At 68.2% G+C, this 17601-nt stretch carries 13 protein-coding genes; 5 read left to right on the forward strand and 8 right to left on the reverse strand.

The annotated features are described in order from the left end of the window. On the forward strand, positions 1-1245 hold a 1245-nt coding region (locus E1261_RS31970), incomplete at its 5' end, for an RNA polymerase sigma factor (RefSeq protein ID WP_420814066.1). A 70-nt stretch (positions 1246-1315) separates the two neighbouring features. Here the strand turns inward: E1261_RS31970 and snpA are convergent. From snpA to E1261_RS31985, 3 genes are all read right to left on the reverse strand, one after another. Beyond that, on the reverse strand, positions 1316-1933 hold the full coding sequence (snpA, locus tag E1261_RS31975; RefSeq protein ID WP_132413177.1) for a snapalysin: 618 nt from the start codon (positions 1931-1933) through the stop codon (positions 1316-1318). 277 nt (positions 1934-2210) lie between these two features. Beyond that, positions 2211-2555 (reverse strand): DUF3618 domain-containing protein, encoded by a 345-nt coding sequence (locus tag E1261_RS31980; protein ID WP_132413179.1) that lies wholly within the window; start codon positions 2553-2555, stop codon positions 2211-2213. Beyond that, positions 2552-2974 (reverse strand): phage holin family protein, encoded by a 423-nt coding sequence (locus E1261_RS31985; protein WP_132413181.1) that lies wholly within the window; start codon positions 2972-2974, stop codon positions 2552-2554. Before E1261_RS31985 ends, E1261_RS31980 begins: the two co-directional genes overlap by 4 nt. A gap of 57 nt (positions 2975-3031) precedes the next feature. Between E1261_RS31985 and E1261_RS31990 the strand changes: the two genes are divergently transcribed. Then, positions 3032-3451 (forward strand): nuclear transport factor 2 family protein, encoded by a 420-nt coding sequence (locus E1261_RS31990; protein ID WP_132413183.1) that lies wholly within the window; start codon positions 3032-3034, stop codon positions 3449-3451. Here E1261_RS31990 and E1261_RS31995 read toward each other — a convergent pair. Next, positions 3441-7532 (reverse strand): GH116 family glycosyl hydrolase, encoded by a 4092-nt coding sequence (locus E1261_RS31995; protein WP_132413185.1) that lies wholly within the window; start codon positions 7530-7532, stop codon positions 3441-3443. The genes E1261_RS31990 and E1261_RS31995 overlap by 11 nt on opposite strands. A 127-nt stretch (positions 7533-7659) precedes the next feature. Further along, positions 7660-9969 carry a M4 family metallopeptidase gene (locus E1261_RS32000; protein ID WP_132413187.1) on the reverse strand — a complete coding sequence of 770 codons (2310 nt, stop codon included), beginning with the start codon at positions 9967-9969 and terminating at the stop codon, positions 7660-7662. Between the two features lie 303 nt (positions 9970-10272). On the opposite strand from E1261_RS32000, the gene E1261_RS32005 reads away from it, so the two are divergent. Beyond that, positions 10273-11064: an alpha/beta fold hydrolase gene (locus E1261_RS32005; protein ID WP_132413189.1), complete on the forward strand. Its 792-nt coding sequence runs from the start codon at positions 10273-10275 to the stop codon at positions 11062-11064. Between the two features lie 33 nt (positions 11065-11097). On the opposite strand, the gene E1261_RS32010 is transcribed toward E1261_RS32005, so the two are convergent. Continuing rightward, the gene (locus E1261_RS32010; protein WP_132413191.1) at positions 11098-11724 is read right to left on the reverse strand and encodes a superoxide dismutase; all 627 of its coding nucleotides are present in this window, start codon (positions 11722-11724) and stop codon (positions 11098-11100) included. A gap of 322 nt (positions 11725-12046) precedes the next feature. Then, positions 12047-12991, reverse strand: a complete 945-nt coding sequence (locus E1261_RS32015) for an NADP-dependent oxidoreductase (protein WP_132413193.1) — start codon at positions 12989-12991, stop codon at positions 12047-12049. Between the two features lie 63 nt (positions 12992-13054). On the opposite strand from E1261_RS32015, the gene E1261_RS32020 reads away from it, so the two are divergent. Beyond that, positions 13055-13414, forward strand: a complete 360-nt coding sequence (locus tag E1261_RS32020; RefSeq protein ID WP_132413195.1) for a winged helix-turn-helix transcriptional regulator — start codon at positions 13055-13057, stop codon at positions 13412-13414. On the opposite strand, the gene E1261_RS32025 is transcribed toward E1261_RS32020, so the two are convergent. Continuing rightward, on the reverse strand, positions 13370-14179 hold the full coding sequence (locus tag E1261_RS32025) for an alpha/beta fold hydrolase (protein ID WP_132413196.1): 810 nt from the start codon (positions 14177-14179) through the stop codon (positions 13370-13372). The genes E1261_RS32020 and E1261_RS32025 overlap by 45 nt on opposite strands. 441 nt (positions 14180-14620) lie before the next feature. On the opposite strand from E1261_RS32025, the gene E1261_RS32030 reads away from it, so the two are divergent. Then, on the forward strand, positions 14621-17601 hold a 2981-nt coding region (locus tag E1261_RS32030; RefSeq protein ID WP_165952727.1), incomplete at its 3' end, for a glycine--tRNA ligase.

A 17601-nucleotide genomic window follows, 5' to 3' on the forward strand; every position in this document is an offset into this window, starting at 1 on the left:
GATGTGCACGGGGCGATTGATGCGGTGTGGCGGATCGAGTCGGCGCGGATTGTGGCGGGCGTGGCTCGGATCGTGCGGGATGTGGGGCTGGCGGAGGAGCTGGCCGGGGATGCGTTGGTGGCGGCGCTCGAGCAGTGGCCGGAGTCCGGCGTACCGAACAATCCTGGCGCCTGGCTGATGGCGATTGCCAAGCGGCGGGCGATCGACCTGATCCGGCGCAAGGAGACGTACCAGCGCAAGCTTGCCGAGATGGGGCATGAGCTGGAGATCGACGGGGAGAGCGTCGAGGACGATGTCGAGGCGATTCTCGAGGATCACATCGAGGACGACCTGCTGCGACTGGTGTTCACCGCGTGCCATCCGGTGCTCACGATGGATGCGCGGGTGACGCTGACGCTGAAGTTGCTGGGTGGGTTGAAGACCGACGAGATCGCGCGCGCGTTCCTGGCGCCGGAGTCGACGATCGCGCAGCGGATCGTGCGGGCGAAGCGGAACCTGGCCAAGGCCGGGGTGGAGTTCGAGGTGCCGGCCGGGCCTGACCTGCTGGATCGGCTGGGTAGCGTGCTCGAGGTCGTCTACCTGATCTACAACGAGGGCTACTCCGCGACCGCCGGCGACGACTGGATGCGGCCGGCGCTGTGCAACGAGGCGATGCGGCTCGGCCGGTTGCTGGTCGAGCTGATGCCGGACGAACCCGAGGTACTCGGCCTGCTCGCCCTGATGGAGCTGCAGTCATCGCGCGCGAACGCCCGAGTCGGCCCGGACGGTGAGCCCGTACTCCTTCTCGAGCAGGACCGCCGGCGCTGGGACCGCCTGCTGATCAACCGCGGTCTGGCCGGCCTCGACCGCGCCTGGGCGCTCGAGAAACCACCCGGCGCGTACCTCCTGCAGGCCGCGATCGCCGCCTGCCACGCCCGCGCCACCGATCCCGACGATACGGACTGGGCCCGCATTGCCGGCCTGTACGCCGTACTCGCGCAGCTCGTCCCTTCGCCGGTCGTCGAGCTCAACCGGGCAGTCGCGATCTCGATGGCGTTCGGTCCCGAACAGGGGTTGGCGGCGGTCGACGTACTTGCCGATGAGCCGTCCCTGAAGGACTACCACCTGCTGCCGAGCGTGCGCGGTGACCTGCTCTTCAAACTCGGCCGCCTCGACGAGGCGCGCAAGGAGTTCGAGAAGGCCGCCGGCCTCACCCGCAACGAACGCGAACGCACCCTGCTCCTCGAGCGCGCGGCCGCCTGCTGAGGCAACCCTGCTGAAGACACCACAGCCCGGGAGCCCCTTGCAGCGGAGGCTCCCGGGCTGGGGAGGGGTCTTACCAGATCTGGTTCACGCGGCTGCGCTCGGCGGAGTTCGGGTAGGCGTTGGTGCAGGACGTGCCGGGCCCGCCACCGGACATCAACTCCGAGCACGGGCCAGAGTAGTGGTCCGGAAGGCCAAGGACGTGCCCGGTCTCGTGCGAGGTGATCCGGGTCGAGTCGTACTGCTGGGCCTGGCGGTAGTCGATGAAGATGAAGCCGTGACCGCGTCCATCGGTCGAAGCGTAGGAACCGCGGGAGCTGTTGCCTTCGCGGTAGTAGAAGTCGCCGCCGCTGCTGACCTCGGCGAGGCGGACATCGGTGACGGAGGAGTTCCAGATCTGGGTGCTGCGGTTGATCTGGCTCCGGAAGGTCGGCGCGTTCACCCGATAGGTGACGGTGACCGCGGCCAGCTTCTGGCCGGCCTTCGCCGCCTTGGCGTGCTTGGCGAGCGCGGACTTCATCACCGCGTCGTAGAACGCCTTGTTGTTGGCGGCATCCTGGGGCGATCCGGTGTACGACGACACGGTGGTCGGCGCGGCCTCCGGGGCCGGTGCGGCGCTGGCGGAAGTCACCGGGACAGCAAGTGCGGTGGCGAGTACGGCGAGGGATGTCAGGGCATGACGGTAGGACATGGGCGGGCCTCACTCCGTTGGGCGGCGGATACGAATAGCGACCGGGGGACTACCTGTCGCTACATCTCCGGAGAATGCCAAACCTGTCCACTGTCTGCATCCCCTCGTCCCCAACGCAGGGGATAACCCGCACAATTCACCGCCACTCCGCCAAAAACCCGCGATCCCCCAGCGCGCAAGGCAAGGGGATAACACCAACGGATAACCCGCGCGCTTACCCCTTCTCAGCCCTGGTGAAGGGGGCAGAAGGGGCAACGCCGGGTCTTGTGTGCGGGGGCTACTTGCGGTGGGTGGCGAGCCAGGCGGCTGCGCCGGCACCGAGCAGTACGGCGCCACCGACGGCGGCCGTGGTCTTGGGGTGCTGCTTCGTGAGCGTGGGGACCTGGGTCGCGGTGTCCTTCACCCGGAGACCGGCGTACCCGGCGTTGGCACGGATCCGCTCACCTGCCATGCCGGCGTTCGCCTTCAGGCGGCTGCCCCGCTCGGCGGCGCCTTCTTTGAGGCGGAGCGGAACGTTGAGTTGGTGGGTGAGTTGCTGGACGGTGTCGGCCAGATGCTGACGGGTCTGCTCGAGCTCGAGGCGTAAGGCCTCGGTCTCGGAGATGTCGTCGCGATGCTTCATGAAGTGAGGGTCCCTTCCGGGTGATGGCCGCGCAGGGCTTCGATGTCCTCGTGGACGCCACCGACGGCGCGTTGCGGAATGGGCGGAGTTGCCTTGCTGACATGACGCTTACCCAGCAGCGCCGCGACCGCGGCGACGGCGAACAGCACGACGGCGACGATCAGCGCCGACAGCCAGGCAGGGAGTACGACGGCGAGCCCGCAGATGGCCGCTGCGATCAGCGCGCCGAGCCCGTAGAGCGCGATCGTGCCGGCCCCACCGAACAGGCCGATACCGACACCGGCCTCCTTGCCCTTGTCCTTCAGTTCGGCCTTGGCCAGCTGTAACTCGTCCCGGATCAGGCGGCTCATGTCGCTGGTCAGGTCACTCACCAGCGCGCCGACGTGCTCCTTCGGTACGACGTCTGAACGCGTGCTCATCCTCGGCCTCCAGTGATCGGCTCTCACGCCCAGTACCCAACTGGTTAGGTTGTGAACATGGATCAGACCGCCCTGCAAGATCTCGTACGCCGCTTCTTCGACGCTTTCGTCTCCGGCCCCGACTGCGATGAGCGGCTGGACGCGTTGCCGGAGCTCTTCATTCCGCAAGCCGTGATCGTCCGCACCTGCGGCACCGAGCCGCTGGCCTACACCGTCGACGAGTTCATCGCGCCCCGCCGCGCGCTCCTGACCGGCGGCGCGCTCACCGATTTCCGAGAGTGGGCGTTGGACGGCCGCATCGACGTCTTCGGCGACGTCGCGCACTGGTACGGCGCCTATGCCAAGGAAGGCCGTCAGGACGGCGTCGCGTTCACCGGCCGCGGGATGAAGACGATCCAGTTCGTCCGGACCGCGGCCGGTTGGCGGATCAGCGCTGCCGCCTGGGACGACGAGCGTCCCGGTGTTGTCATGTCGTGAGCATGATGGTCAACAGTTGATCAATGATGACGACTGTTGAGTTGAGGGTCACCACGACTCGGTTCCCGCTCACCGCGAGCGTGGCCGGCAACGTCGTACCGGCGTGGGTCACGGTGACCGCGGTGGCCGGGCGGGCGGTCTCGAAGGCGAGCGTCTTCAGGCGCAGCCGGCCGTGCCGGACCTCCACGGTCGCCGTCTGCGAGGTCGCCGTACGGGTCTGGTGGTAGCGGCCCCAGCCCTCAGCGGCCGTGAACGCGCAGGCGAACTCCTCCGGGGTGAGTCGCGGCGCGAACCCCAGATGGCCGCGCGGTCCGTGGTATTCGTACCCGCAGGCGGCCAGGTAGGTCCCGAAGCTCATCATCGCCCGCGCGTAGTGGTCGCTGGCCTCGATCTCGTTGTAGGGATTGCGTTTCTCGCCCCGATGCCGGTCGTAGATCGCCCGCGACACCGCAAGGCCCTCAGCGGTCAGACCCTCCGCGAACAGTTGGGCCGCGAACTGCCACTCCTGCCCGGTCCACACCTCGTTGAAGTACGGATGCCCACCCGCTTCGGTGGATCCGCCGTTCGGCCAGGCGACCATGATCGTCCCGGCCTCGTTGGCGGTCGTGTACACGCGGCCGGCCGGGAGGCCTGGCGGCCGGTACGCCGACGGGTTCGGCTGGAAGTTGTTGCGGTACAGGCTCGTCAACGCCGTGCGCGCCTTGTCCGCCGCGAAAACCCGCGGTAGCCCGAGCTGAGCGGCGTACGTCTGCCCGTACATCTGATCGATGAACACACCCCGGTTCGTGTTGGCTGCTGGGTGCGCCGCGTCGACCTTCTGCACGTAGTAGCCGTAGGTCCCGTTCCACAAAGAGCCGTTCAGGTACGACGATCCGCGGTCGGCGATCGTGGTGTACCGGGTGGCCGCCGCGGTGTCGCCCATCTCGGTCGCCATCGCAGAGGCGGCCCGCAGCGCGGCGACGTACAGGCCGCTCAGCCACGGGATCTCGCCGAACCACTCGGTGTCCAAGGTGTTCCACTGCCCGCCGCGGAAGATGCCGTCCTGGTCGGATCCGTCCCGGGCCGAGATCACATACTCGACCGAGGTCTTCACCTTCGCCCAGACCCGGGTCAGGAACGCCGCATCCGGCGCCATCTGGTGTTCGCGATAGATCCGCAGGATCGTGCCGCAGTGGCCGTCCGCGAACGACGAGGCCGCGTCACCCGACTCACCGCGGTTCGCGATCTCCCCGCTGGATTTGTAGGCGATACCGAGGTCGACGCGCTCGCGGGTGTCGCGTTCGAGGTCGGGGAACAGCCGGCCGATCGCCTGGGCGTAGCTCCAGACGTGCTGGCAGGTGCCGTGGCAGCAGTAGACGCCTTCCCACGCGTAGAAACGGCCGTCGCTCCAGCGGTGACACGTGCCGGTCGCGATCGTCGACGTGTTGGCGAAGGTCCGCTCGAGAAACCAGTGCGGCAAGGTGGAATCGTCGTACCAGGTCCGCACCCACTCACGCGTGCCCGACTCCAGCCGCTCCAGATTCGCGCCGACGTGCTCGGTCACCTGGCGGGCGGAGTTGAAGCGGGTGGCGTAGTGCCGGAGGAACGTCGAACCATTGGTGAGATGCCCGAAGTGCCGTCGCTCCGGCGTCGGGTAGAACCAGCTCTGGACGAATCGCAGCGTGCGCGATTCACCGGGCGCGAGGCGAACGCTGACCGCGACCGTGCCGACCTGCGTGTCCGAGCCGTCCACCTCGGCCGGACCGTCCGCCGCGTCGAACAGCTCGGCCGGCGTCGACCAGGCCGCGATCGATCGCCGTACGACGGCGCTCGGTTCGACTGTGGCCAACGCGAAACTGCCCGCATCGGTGCGGTCGGCAACGGGTTGCTGGCGGATCGGCCGGTCGCTGAAGATGATCCGGTCGACGTTGACATGCCCCCACCCACCGGAGGACTTGTCGATGATCTGGATCTGCGCGGACTTCCCGGCCCAACGGCCGACGGACCAGCAGATCGCGTCCAGCGGTTCCATGTCCGCGCCGGTGGCGGTGGCGACCACGGCACCGTCGACCAGCAGGTTGACCGCGGTCGTCGCCGGGTTGCTGCCACCGCCTGTCCACACAGTGATGTAGCGCCGGTCGATGGTGAACACTCGGCTGGTCAACGTCCCTTGCGAGCCGTCGTGTGAGCCGTCGCGGAAGTTGTACGACGTCACGAACCGGCTGCCCGAAACATTCAGCTCGGACCGGTTGCCGAACGGCCGCCGGAAGTCCGCCGGGGTCTCGGCCACCGTCACCGGCCCCGCGCCGAACGCCGTACCGGTGACTGTCCAGCCGTCGTAGTTGGTGCGCTCCCAGTCCTCGAAGACGACATCTGCCCGGTCGGTGAACGTGACGCTGCCGACGTTGATGTGCGCCCAGCTGCCGGTGACGTTGTCGACCACCTGGATCCGCGCGGTCTTGCCCTCATGGTTGCCGACATCAAGCAGTTGCCCGACCAGCGGTTCGCTGTTGGCGCCGGTCGCCGTGGCCACGACGTTGCCGTTGACAACCACATTCACGGTCCCGCGATTGCCGCCGCCGATCGCGACGGCGACGTACCGGCGGGAGATCTCGAACGGCGGGCTGGTCAACGTGCCCGTGCGGCCGTCCGGATCGCCAGTCAGGCGGAAGTTGTACGACGTGACGAACCGCGACCCATGGACGTTCAGATCGCCGTACCGCTGCATCAGGGCTGGGGTCTGCTCCGGCTTCACCGGTCCACTCCCGAACGCGTCCCCGGTGGTCGTCCAACCGCCGTACGTGTCGCTGCCCCAGGTCTCGTAAGTGATGTCGGCGCGGTCGCTGAAGATGATCCGATCCACGTTCAGATGCGCCCAGGAACCGGTGGCGTTGTCGACCAGGCGGAGTTGCGCGGTGCGGCCCTGGTACGCCGAGACGTCGAGCACCCTAGTTTGCATCGGCTCGGTGTCCGTGCCGCTCGCAGTGGCCACGACGTTGCCGTCGACAACTATCTGAAGCGCCGTGCTGGCGCCACCACCGACGGACGCCGTGACGTAACGACGATTCACCACGAAGGGTGCGCTGGTCAGCGTGCCGACATGGGCATCCGCGCCGGGGATGTCATTCGGGTTGGCGCGGTAGTTGTGCGAGGTGACGAACCGCGTTCCATGCGCATTCAGATCCCCGAAGCGCTTCATGTACTCCGGTACGGCGGTCGCCGCGACCGGTCCGGAGCCGAAGGCCGTGCCGGTTGCCGTCCAGCCGTCGTACGTGTCGCGTTCCCAGTCCTCGAAGAGAATGTCGGCTCGCGACGTCGCCACCGGATCGGCGGCCGACCACTCGATCCCGGACCCGAAGGCGGTCGCGCGCTGCGTGGTCGGCTGGCTGCGGCGGCTGTCGAGGCAGACCGAATTCTCGGAGTACCCGAGTAGTGTCGCATCGACTTCGGAGGCTGACGTATTGCGCAGCGTGAACGCGAAGATCGTGGCCGGCAGCGTCGAGTCGAGGGTCTCCAACGGAGTGAACGGCGAGAACGCATCGAGCGTGACCTCGACCGGGCTCGCGGTGCTCTTGTAGGACACCCGGCCGATCGGATACTGCCCGGTGAACCGCACATCGCTGAAACCCTTGGCATCGACGTACCGCGCGGTCGTGCCGGTGCGCAGCGCGAAGCCCTGCCGGAAGCGGGTGGCGCCGGGAGCATCGGCGGACAATGGCGCGACGTAATGCGTGCCGGCGAAATCGGCGCCGCCGAGCGGGTAGCTCAAGGCGTTGGCTACATCCCAGCCCCACATCCGGCCGTCACCCGACAGGTAGACCTGGCCCGCACAGCCACCACCGATCGGCATCCCGATCTTGGCGAGCGCCGTACCGGAGTAAACCGTCGGCTCACCACGATCCGCGAGCGCGGCAGCCTCGGCCGCACTGAGAGGTGCCCGGGGTGCTGCAACAGCACGGAGAGCATCGGGCGCGGCAAGCACGCCGAGACCGGCCGCGCTGATCGAGAGGAATGTCCGCCGCGCGACGCCTGCCCGCGGGCAGGAGCCCCCACAGGCGGGGTTGTCACAAGCGGACAGCGGAGGGGCGGGCTGGTCGGCCATTGCGGTCTCCCGGGGGCGGTGGGGAATTCCTGCCCAGCACCTTAGCCCCAGACCGCGCTCTGGGGAATCGATTTCCCCGTGGTGAAAAGGCCGAGGCCCGGTGGACGAATCCACCGGGCCTTGGGTACTACTTCGAGCAGGTGTAGATGCTGGCGTTGTCCAGCCACCAGTTGGCCGGAACCAGGTCGGTGTAGTCCTTACCGTGCAAGGTCCAGCGGAACTTCAGCTGCTTGCCCTGGAACTCGGTCACGTCCAGCCGGCTGGTCTCCCAGCCGCCCGAGTTGCCGTGCCAGGCGGCAGGCTCGTCGTCGAAGTTCGGATCGACGGTCGGGCCGTTCGTCCAGCCGGTCAGCGCGGAGCTGTCCTGCCAGGTCGCGCCACCGTTGTCGGAGTACTCGAGGGTGGCGGTTCCGGTGCGGACACCGAAGATGATGAACACGTTGTAGAAGTTGTACGCGTGCTGGAAGCGCAGGTACGTCTTCTGGGCCTTGACCTTGGTGCCGTTGGCGGTCTGGATGCCGATCGCCTGGTCCGGAGCGGTCACCATGCCGAACATGGAGTCGTCGCCGTCCTTGCTGTACGACGTGTCGACCTGGGAACCGTCGACGCCCTCGGCCTTGCCCAGCACCCAGCCCTGGTCGCGGACGACCTTGCCGTCCGGGTACTCCTTGAAGCTGGTCTTGAGCAGGTTCTTGACCTTGGCGCCGGCGGTGTCGCAGACCGGGGCCTGAGCCGGGAGACCGACGGCCGGTTCCTTGTCCAGCTCGGTGGCCTTGATGGCCAGCTCGACCTGGGCGCAGTCCTTCTTCGTCATCCCGGACTTCTTTTTCTTGGCCAGCTTGTCGCAGGTCGCGCGCAGGCCCTCGGCGAGGTCGCCGTAGTCGGCGCCGGTGGTGAGCACCTTCTGGGTCTCGTGCCACAGCGCCTCGGAGCGGGCCAGGCCGATACCGATCATCTTCTGGCCGTTGAAGCCGCCACCGTCGGCGATCAGGTACGCCGTCTTGTTGCCGACACCGGAGTTGAGGTGCACGCCGCCGTTGTCCTGGAAGAAGTCGTCGACGAACCAGTTCGCGCTGGTCATCTTGTCCGGGTCGTTGAACTGCGTCGGGTCGGACATGCTGCGGATCGAGCCGAGACTCGAACCCTCACCGATCTGCCAGCGGTTCGCGGGGGTGTCGTCCGCGGAGCCGTTGGTCAGGTCGACGAACTCGCCCATGATGTCGGACAGCGACTCGTTGATCGCGCCGGCCTCCCACAGGTAGGCCAGACCGGAGGTGTTCTGGGTGACGCCGTGGGTCAGCTCGTGACCGGTGATGTCGTCGGTGCTGACGCCTTCGCCGAAGGCCATCTGCTCGCCGTTCCAGAACGCGTTGGCGAACGGGCAGCCGCCGTCGACGCAGATCCGGACGGTGCCGCGGATCGCCTTGCCCTTGCCGTCGCCGTAGTCGACGCCGATCAGCTCGGTCAGGTCGGTGCCCAGCGATTGGTAGGTGTCGGAGGTGTCACCGAAGAAGTCGAAGACCTGGTTGACGTCCTGAACGTCGGAGACCGCGCCGCCCTCGACCCGCGTGGGCTCGAACGCCTGGCCGGTTCCGCAGCGGACGTCCTCACCGCCGGTCTGGATGATCGCGCGGTTCGCGTCACAGACCACGCGGTTGATCTTCTCGCTCAGGTCCCAGGCGAGCAGCGCCTGGCCGGAGGCGTGCACCATGGCCTGCCAGCGGACATCGCCGGCGCCGGTGACCTCGTACATGTAGACCGGGATGGCGACCGATCCGGGCTGGCGCGTCATCAGGCCCATGTCGAACCAGCGCGGGCCGGTCAGCTCGGCCTTCAGCTTCGAGACGTCGAACTTGCCCTGCTTCGCGACCGCGGCCAGGGCCGACTCCAGCGCCTTCGCCTTGGCGGCGTCAACCTTGTCGGCGGCCGGGAAAGCGCCGTACGTCGCCAGCGCGACCTCGCCGTTGGCGGACTCCAGCGCGCCGGCCTTGTCCAGGTTTGTGACGATCTGGCCGCCGAACACCTCGACACCGTCTATGGTCTGCTGGAACCGGGTCTGCGAGCCGTACTCCGACATCGAGGTGCCGGTCGCGACCAGGTCGGCCGGGCGGGCACCGAAGTACGGCGCGATCGCGTCGACCTGAGCCTTCGCGACGGCTGCCGAGTCGGGCCGGCTGGTGGCGGCCTTGGCCGCCCTGGAAGCGACCGACTTCGGTGCCTTCAGTGGGATGGTCGGGCGGACGGAGTGTGCGCGGCCGAGGGCATCGCGCTTGGTGACGATCCCGGCGCCGCCACCCGCAGGGGTGTCGAGCTGGCGGACCGACGGGCTCTTCGGAGCCGGGTCCGCGCTCGGGGCGCCGATGGCGGCGTTGGGTGCGGCCAAAGTCAAAGCGACTGCGCCGGCGGCAAGGCCGACGAGCCAGGTACGGGCTTTCACAGAATTCCTCCCAGTTCCGTCTGGCGCCAGGAACGCAATGAGCCCCCAAGCTCGTTCCCGGCCGGAACGTCCGGCCCCAGCCCGATACGACAAGCGGGGCGGACGCTTGTTGACCGCACCCTGTCATCCGCTGACTCCGGATCGCGACCAGCTGTGATCCATGTCACATTGGCCTCCGAAGTACACGGGTTTTCCTCTTCGCCCCGGGTAATTTCCGCACGTCGGGTCGATCTGGCGGACCGTGTCGATCTAGTGGTGAGGTGTTCGACGCACTGCCAAAGCCACCAGTAGAGGAGCCTTGCCATGAACACCACGGTTTCCAAGGACGGTACGACGATCGCCTACGACCGCCGCGGCTCCGGCCCGGCGCTGGTCCTCGTCGATGGCGCACTCTGCAGCCGCGCCCAGGGCCCGATGCCCGAGCTCGCCGAGCTGCTCGCGGAAAGCTTCACCGTCTACAACTACGACCGCCGTGGTCGCGGTGACTCCGGTGACGCGGGGGAGTATGCGGTCGAGCGCGAGATCGAGGACCTGGCCGCGGTGATCGAGGCGGCGGGCGGTTCGGCGGCCGTGTACGGGACGTCGTCCGGCGCGGCGCTGGTCCTGCATGCACTGGCCGCGGGCGTGGCGATCGAGAAGGCGGTCGTGTTCGAGCCGCCGTACGTGGTGGACGACAGCCGCAAGCAGATCCCGCGGAGCTGGGTCGCCGACCTGGAGGCGCTCGAGCCCGGGGCCGCGATCAAGTACTTCTTCACGAAGGGGATCGGGCTGCCCGGCTTCGTGGTGACGATGATGAAGCTGATGCCGGCCTGGAAGCCGATGAAGGCAATCGCGCACACCCTCCCGTACGACGCGCGGCTGCTCGGCGAGAACTGCTTCGGCGATCCGCTCGACGCCGGGCAGTGGGCGGCGATCGACGTACCGGTGCTGGTGGTGAACGGTGGCAAGAGCCCAGCCTGGATGAAGGCGTCGACGCGCGCGCTCGCGGCCGCCGTACCGGGTGCTGAGCACACTGAGGTGCCGGGGCAGAATCACGTGATCAAGGCGTCGGCGATCGCTCCGGTGATCGCTGCGCACAGCACGAAGCCCCGGTGAACCGATCACGGTTCACCGAGGCTTCGGGGGCTGTCAGACTCCGGTGATGAGTGCACCGGCGCCGGCGCGGGCGGCGTCGAAACGCGCCTGGGCGTCGGCCCAGTTGACGACGTTCCACCAGGCCTTGACGTAGTCCGGCTTCACGTTCTTGTACTGCAGGTAGAAGGCGTGCTCCCACATGTCCAGCATCGCGATCGGGATCTGGCCGGCCGGCAGGTTGCCCTGCTGGTCGTACAGCTGGTGCACCAGCAGCTTGCCGCCGAGCGCGTCCCAGCCGAGGATCGCCCAGCCGGAACCCTGGATCGTGGTGGCGGCGGCGGTGAAGTGCGCCTGGAAACCGTCGAACGAGCCGAAGGACTCGTCGATCGCGGCACCCAGCTCGCCGTCCGGCTTGTCGCCACCGTCCGGCGACAGGTTCTTCCAGAAGATCGAGTGGTTGACGTGCCCGCCGAGGTTGAAGGCGAGCGTCTTCTCGAGGCCGACGATCGCGCCGAAGTCACCCTTGTCGCGGGCCTCGGCCAGCTTGTCCAGGGTGTCGTTCAGACCCTTCACGTAGGTCGCGTGGTGCTTGGAGTGGTGCAGCTCCATGATCTCGCCGGCGATGCTCGGTGCGAGTGCGCCGTAGTCGTAGGAAAGATCGGGAAGCGAATACGTGGTCAACTCTGCTCCTTCGTCGGGGCCCAGGGGGCCGGTATCGCCGCTGTCCTGGTGTCACCACCAGCTTGAAACTTCAACCACGGTTGAGGTCAAGACGCCACGCGGAGAGATCCCGGCGGCACCTCCGACCGGTGCCCGATGCGACCGCCACCAACCCTCGGGCGCACCCATCGGACACCCCCAGCTTCACATACGCCCGCACGCCCCCGGTCCCGGGTCTCAGTTCGCGTCGCTAACGACAGGTAGTAGGTCTATACGTAGACCGCCCGGCACGCTCAGCGAGTGAGCGGACCGGGCGTAGTGGGCATATACGTCCTGTCCTTAGCTACACAACTTCCAGGACGAGCTTGCCGCGGGTGCGCCCCGACTCCTGGCGGCGGTGAGCCTCGGCCGCCTCGGTGAGCGGGAAGACGGCTTCGACCTCGACCCGGACGGCGCCGGACTCGACCAGGCGGGTGATTTCGGTGAGCGCGTGGCCGTCCGGCTCGACGAGGTAGCCGGCCACGCGGACACCGGCCTGTTTCGCGGTTGCGAGCAGCTCGGGAGAGGTCCCGGACGGTACGGCGACCAGCAGGCCGCCCGGCTTGAGCGCGCGGACCGACTCGCCGAGCGTGGTTTCGCTGCCGATCAGATCCACCACGAGGTCGATATCGCCGACCGCCTCGTCGACGGCGGTCGAGTGGTAGTCGATGACCTCGTCCGCCCCGAGTTCACGCAACCACTCGTGCTTGCCGGCGCTCGCCGTACCGATGACGTGGGCGCCGAGCGACTTCGCGAACTGGACGGCCAGGTGGCCGACTCCGCCCGCGGCCGCATGGATCAGCACCCGCTGGCCCGGCTGTACGTCGGCCAGCGCGGTCAGGATCTGGTACGCCGTCAGTCCGGCGAGCGGGAGTGCCGCAGCCTCGACGTGACTGAGGTTGGCCGGTTTGCGGGCGAAATGCCGGGACGGAGCGGTCACGTATTCGGCGTACGCCGACGCGGCTCGTGGGAACCACGGCATCCCGTAGACCTCGTCGCCGACCTGCAAGGTGTGGACTCCGTGCCCGACCGCCTCGACGACGCCCGAGACATCCCATCCGAGGATGAAGGGCGGCTCGCCCAGCAGTCCGGCCACGCCGCTGCCGGCCCGGGTCTTGGCGTCGACCGGGTTCACTCCGGCCGCGTGCACGCGGACCAGGACCTCGGTCGGCAGCGGCTCAGGTCGCTCGACCTCGACCAGCTGCAGAACCTCCGGACCGCCGATCTCTTTCTGGCTGATAGCTCTCATGGTGGGGAAACTATCTGCGGGGCCCTAGTTTCCCGCAAGGGCTGCTGCTATCTTTTGGGAAGTATGAGCACCTTGTGCGCGACCGGGAAGCACGACAAGCACGACGTCTATGCGGCGCAGTGCCCGTGCCGCGATGTCCTCGACCTGCTCGCGAACAAGTGGGCCGCCCTTGCGATCGGTGCGCTGGAGGACGGCCCACTGCGGTTCGGCGCGCTGCAACGGCAACTGCAGGGCATCAGCCCGAAGGTGCTGACGGCGACTCTGCGCCGCCTGGAGGAGAACGGCTTCCTGCACCGCGAGATCTACCCCGCGGTCCCGCTGCATGTGGAGTATTCGCTGACCGAGCTCGGCCACAGCGTGTCCGTGCCGCTGGCCGCGCTACGCACCTGGGTGGAGACCAATCTCGACCAGCTGACGGCGTAGCGCGGGGGCGAATGCCTTCGGGTCGTCGGCGAACCCGATGTGCCCGCCGGGGAAGTGCGTCGGGGTGATGCCGAGCAGCCCGGCCAGCGCGGTCGACGTCCGGTCGCACAGCTGACCGGCCGAGTCCGTGCCGATACCGACGACCACCTGTACGGCGGTCAGCCGCGCGATGTCCGGTTGCCAGCTGATCGACTCGCGCATCTCGTGTTCGAACCAGAACCGCTCGTCGGCCACCACCTGCGGGTCGCGCTCCCCACCGAACATCGCCTGCGCCACCCCGGGCGGCAGGTCGATATTCGCCAGCGCGAAGAACTGCTCCCAGGCGCCGACCACATCGCCCTTCAGGTAGTCGGCCATCATCGCCTCCGACTTCGCGAGCAACTCCGCCCCATCCGGGACCAGTCGATCCAGCGGCGGCTCGTGTGCGATCACTGCCTGCACTGTCTCCGGATGGTCCTGCGCAAGCGCCAGCACGGTCACCGCCCCACCGCTCGACCCGAACGCCACGGCCGGCCCGCGGTCGACGTACCGGATCAGTCGCGCCAGGTCGTCGGCGCGCTGCTCGGGGGTCGACGTACCGGTCAGTTTGCTGCGGTTGACGCCTCGCGGATCCGTGGTCAGCACGGTGTAGCTGTCCGCGAGCAGGTCGGCGAGCGGTGCGAACGAGTCCGCATCCATCGGTGCGCCGACGAGCGCGACCAACGGTCCGCTGCCGCGCAGTTCGTAGTACAACTCGGCCTCAGGTACCACCAGTGTGTTGTTCATACCTCCTCCACGAACGGCGCCGCCCCGGATGGACGCAACCGCCACAAATCCGCCAGCCCAATCTCTTGCCCAAAGCAACCATTCGCCCCAAGCCACTTTGAGCACCCATCAACCACGAATGCTGAGGTGGAATGGTCGAGCGGTGCTCAAGGTCGCCACGCAACCTCACTTTGAGCATCCATCAACCACTCACGGCCGGCCCGGATGGCTGAACGGTGCCCCAAGGTCGCGGCTGTCGCGGACCGCCACCTTGGGCACGCGTCAACCACGCTCGCGGGGGTGGAATGGTCGAGCGGTGCTCAGAGTGTCGATCCGCCGCACGGTGGGTGCCTGTCAACCGCGGTCGGAGCGGGGCCGATGCTGCGTCGCGAGCACTCCCCGCGGCCGAATAGACTTCGCTCAGGAATCCCCGAAGACGGCTTGAGGTTTGCTGTGCTCACCATGCAGGACGCGCTGATCGCGCTGACGAAGTACTGGACCGACCGGGGCTGCATGATCGTGCAGCCGTTCAACACCGAGGTCGGTGCCGGGACGCTGAACCCGGCGACGATCCTGCGCGTGCTCGGTCCCGAGCCGTGGCGGGTCGCCTACGTCGAGCCGAGTGTCCGGCCCGACGACGCCCGGTACGGCGAGAACCCGAACCGGCTGCAGACGCACACCCAGTTCCAGGTCGTGCTCAAGCCGGACCCGGGGAACCCGCAGGAGCTGTTCCTGGAGAGCCTGACCGCGCTCGGGGTCGACATCCACGCGCACGACGTCCGGTTCGTCGAGGACAACTGGGCGAATCCGGCGACCGGCTCCTGGGGTCTGGGCTGGGAGGTGTGGCTGGACGGGCTGGAGATCACCCAGTTCACCTACTTCCAGCAGGCCGGCGGGATGACGCTGGACCCGGTGTCGGTGGAGATCACCTACGGCATCGAGCGGATCATGATGGCGCTGCAGGGTGTCTCGCACTTCAAGGACATCGCCTACGCACCCGGCATCTCGTACGGCGAGGCTTTCGGCCAGGCCGAGTACGAAATGAGCCGGTATTACCTGGACGACGCCGACGTGGAGTCGCAGAAGCGCCTCTTCGAGGAGTACGCGAACGAGGCCCGTCGCCTGCTCGACCTGCGGCTGCCGGTGCCCGCGCACATCCAGGTGCTGCGCTGCTCGCACACCTTCAACGTCCTCGACGCCCGTGGTGCGGTCAGCACGACGGAGCGCGCGAAGGCCTTCTCGCGGATGCGCACGCTCGCCCGCGAGGTCGCTCAGCTGTGGGCAGAGCGCCGTACCGAGCTGGAGCACCCGCTGGGCACCGCCGAGCTCCCGCCGGCCGCTGAGGTGCCGACCTCGTTCCCGGTGACGACCGGGACGCGGCAGCTGACCTTCGAGATCGGTACCGAGGAGATGCCGCCGTCGGAGGTCACCAAGACCGCCGCGGCCGTGAAGACCGCGCTGACCGAGAAGCTGGGCGCGACCCGGCTCGGCCACGGCGCGATCACGGTCTATGCGACCCCGCGCCGCGTGGTCGCGTTCGTCGCCGAGGTGCAGGCCGGTGAGCCGGATGCCGAGCGCGTCAACCGCGGCCCGAAGAAGGTCGCGGCGTACGACGCCGACGGCAACGTGACCAAGGCCGCCGCCGGGTTCGCCCGCGGTCAGGGCGTCGAGGTCAGCGAGTTGCACACCCTTGATGTCGACGGCGTCGAGTACGTCGCTGTCACGAAGCCGGACCCGGGTCGCGGGGCGGCCGAGGTGCTGAGCGGCGTCCTGAGCGAGATCGTCGCCGGGCTGCGCTCGGACAAGAACATGCGGTGGAACGACGCCAAGCTGTCCTTCACCCGGCCGGTCCGATGGCTGGTCGCACTGCTCGGTGACGAGATCGTGCCGGTCTCGGTGTCGTCGCTGGCCGCGGGCCGGACGACCCGCGTGCACCGGACGGCCGCTCCGCCGAAGGTCGAGATCGCGTCCGCCGAGGGCTACCTGGACCTGCTCCGGATCCACGGCATCGAGGCCGACCCGGCACGTCGTCGCCAGGTGATCATCGAGACCTCCGAGCGGCTCGCCGCCGAGGTCAACGGCAGTATCGACTTCGCGGCCGAGTCCGCGCTGCTCGACCAGATCGTCAACCTGATCGAGGAGCCGACGCCGATCCTGGGCAACTTCTCGGCCGACTACCTGGACCTGCCGCCGGAGATCCTCACCACGGTGATGCGCAAGCACCAGCGCTACCTGCCGGTGCGCGATGGTGACGGCAAGCTGCTGCCGCACTTCGTCGCCGTGGCCAACGGCTCGGTGAACGAGGCGACGGTTCGCAACGGCAACGAGGGTGTGCTGCGGGCGCGGTACGAGGACGCCGCCTTCTTCTGGCGCGCCGACCTCGAGACGCCGCTGGCCGATATGAAGGCCGAGCTGGACAAGCTCGCCTTCGAGGAGAAGCTCGGTTCGATGGCCGACCGCGCCGGTCGGATCGGCCGGATCGCACTCGCTCTGGCCGCGGTGGCCGGTGTCTCGGACAACGACCTGGTGACGCTGACGAGGGCGGCTGAGCTGGCGAAGTTCGACCTGGGTTCGCAGATGGTGGTCGAGCTGACGTCGCTCGCCGGGACTATGGCGCGTGAGTACGCGCGGCGTGCCGGTGAGACCGAAGCGGTCGCGCAGGCCCTGTACGACATGGAGCTGCCGCGTTCGGCCGGTGACCCGGTTCCGTCGACGACTCCGGGTGCGCTGCTGGCGCTCGCCGACCGCTTCGACCTGCTGGCAGGCCTGTTCGGCATCGGCGCCAAGCCGACCGGCAGCTCCGACCCGTTCGCGCTGCGTCGGGCCGCCGGTGGTGTGGTCGCGATCCTGCGCGAACACCCGTCGCTGCGGGCGATCACCCTTCCCGCGGGTCTGCAGGCAGCGGCCGCGGAGATCGGTGCGCAGGGCATCGACGTACCGGCGGAGTCGCTGGACGAGGTGGCCGAGTTCACCGTCCGCCGCTACGAGCAGCAGCTGATCGACCGCGGCGACGACCACCTGCAGGTGGCCGCAGTGTTGCCGCTGGCAACGGCACCGGCCCTCGCCGACGAAACCCTGGCAAGCCTGCAGAAGCTGGTCGGCAGCGCCGACTTCGCCCAACTGGTCGCCGTCCTGCAGCGCGTCCGACGCATCGTGCCCGAGGGGACGGCCGCGGAGTACGACGCAGCCAAGCTCACCGAACCAGCTGAGCTCGCCCTGCACGAAGCCGTCCAAAAGGTAGGCCAAGCACCCACCACCCTCGGCGACTTCGTCCCCGCGGCGTCGGTCCTGGTCGACCCAGTCACCACGTTCTTCGAGGACATCCTGGTGATGGCCGAAGACCCCGAGGTCAAAGCCGCCCGCCTAGGCCTCCTGGCCACCATCGGCACCCTCGCCACCCCAGTCCTCGACTGGCAAGCCCTAGGCACCTCCCTCACCCCAGC

The sequence above is a fragment of the Kribbella albertanoniae genome, assembly GCF_004348455.1.
GTDB classification, from domain to species: Bacteria; Actinomycetota; Actinomycetes; order Propionibacteriales; family Kribbellaceae; genus Kribbella; species Kribbella albertanoniae.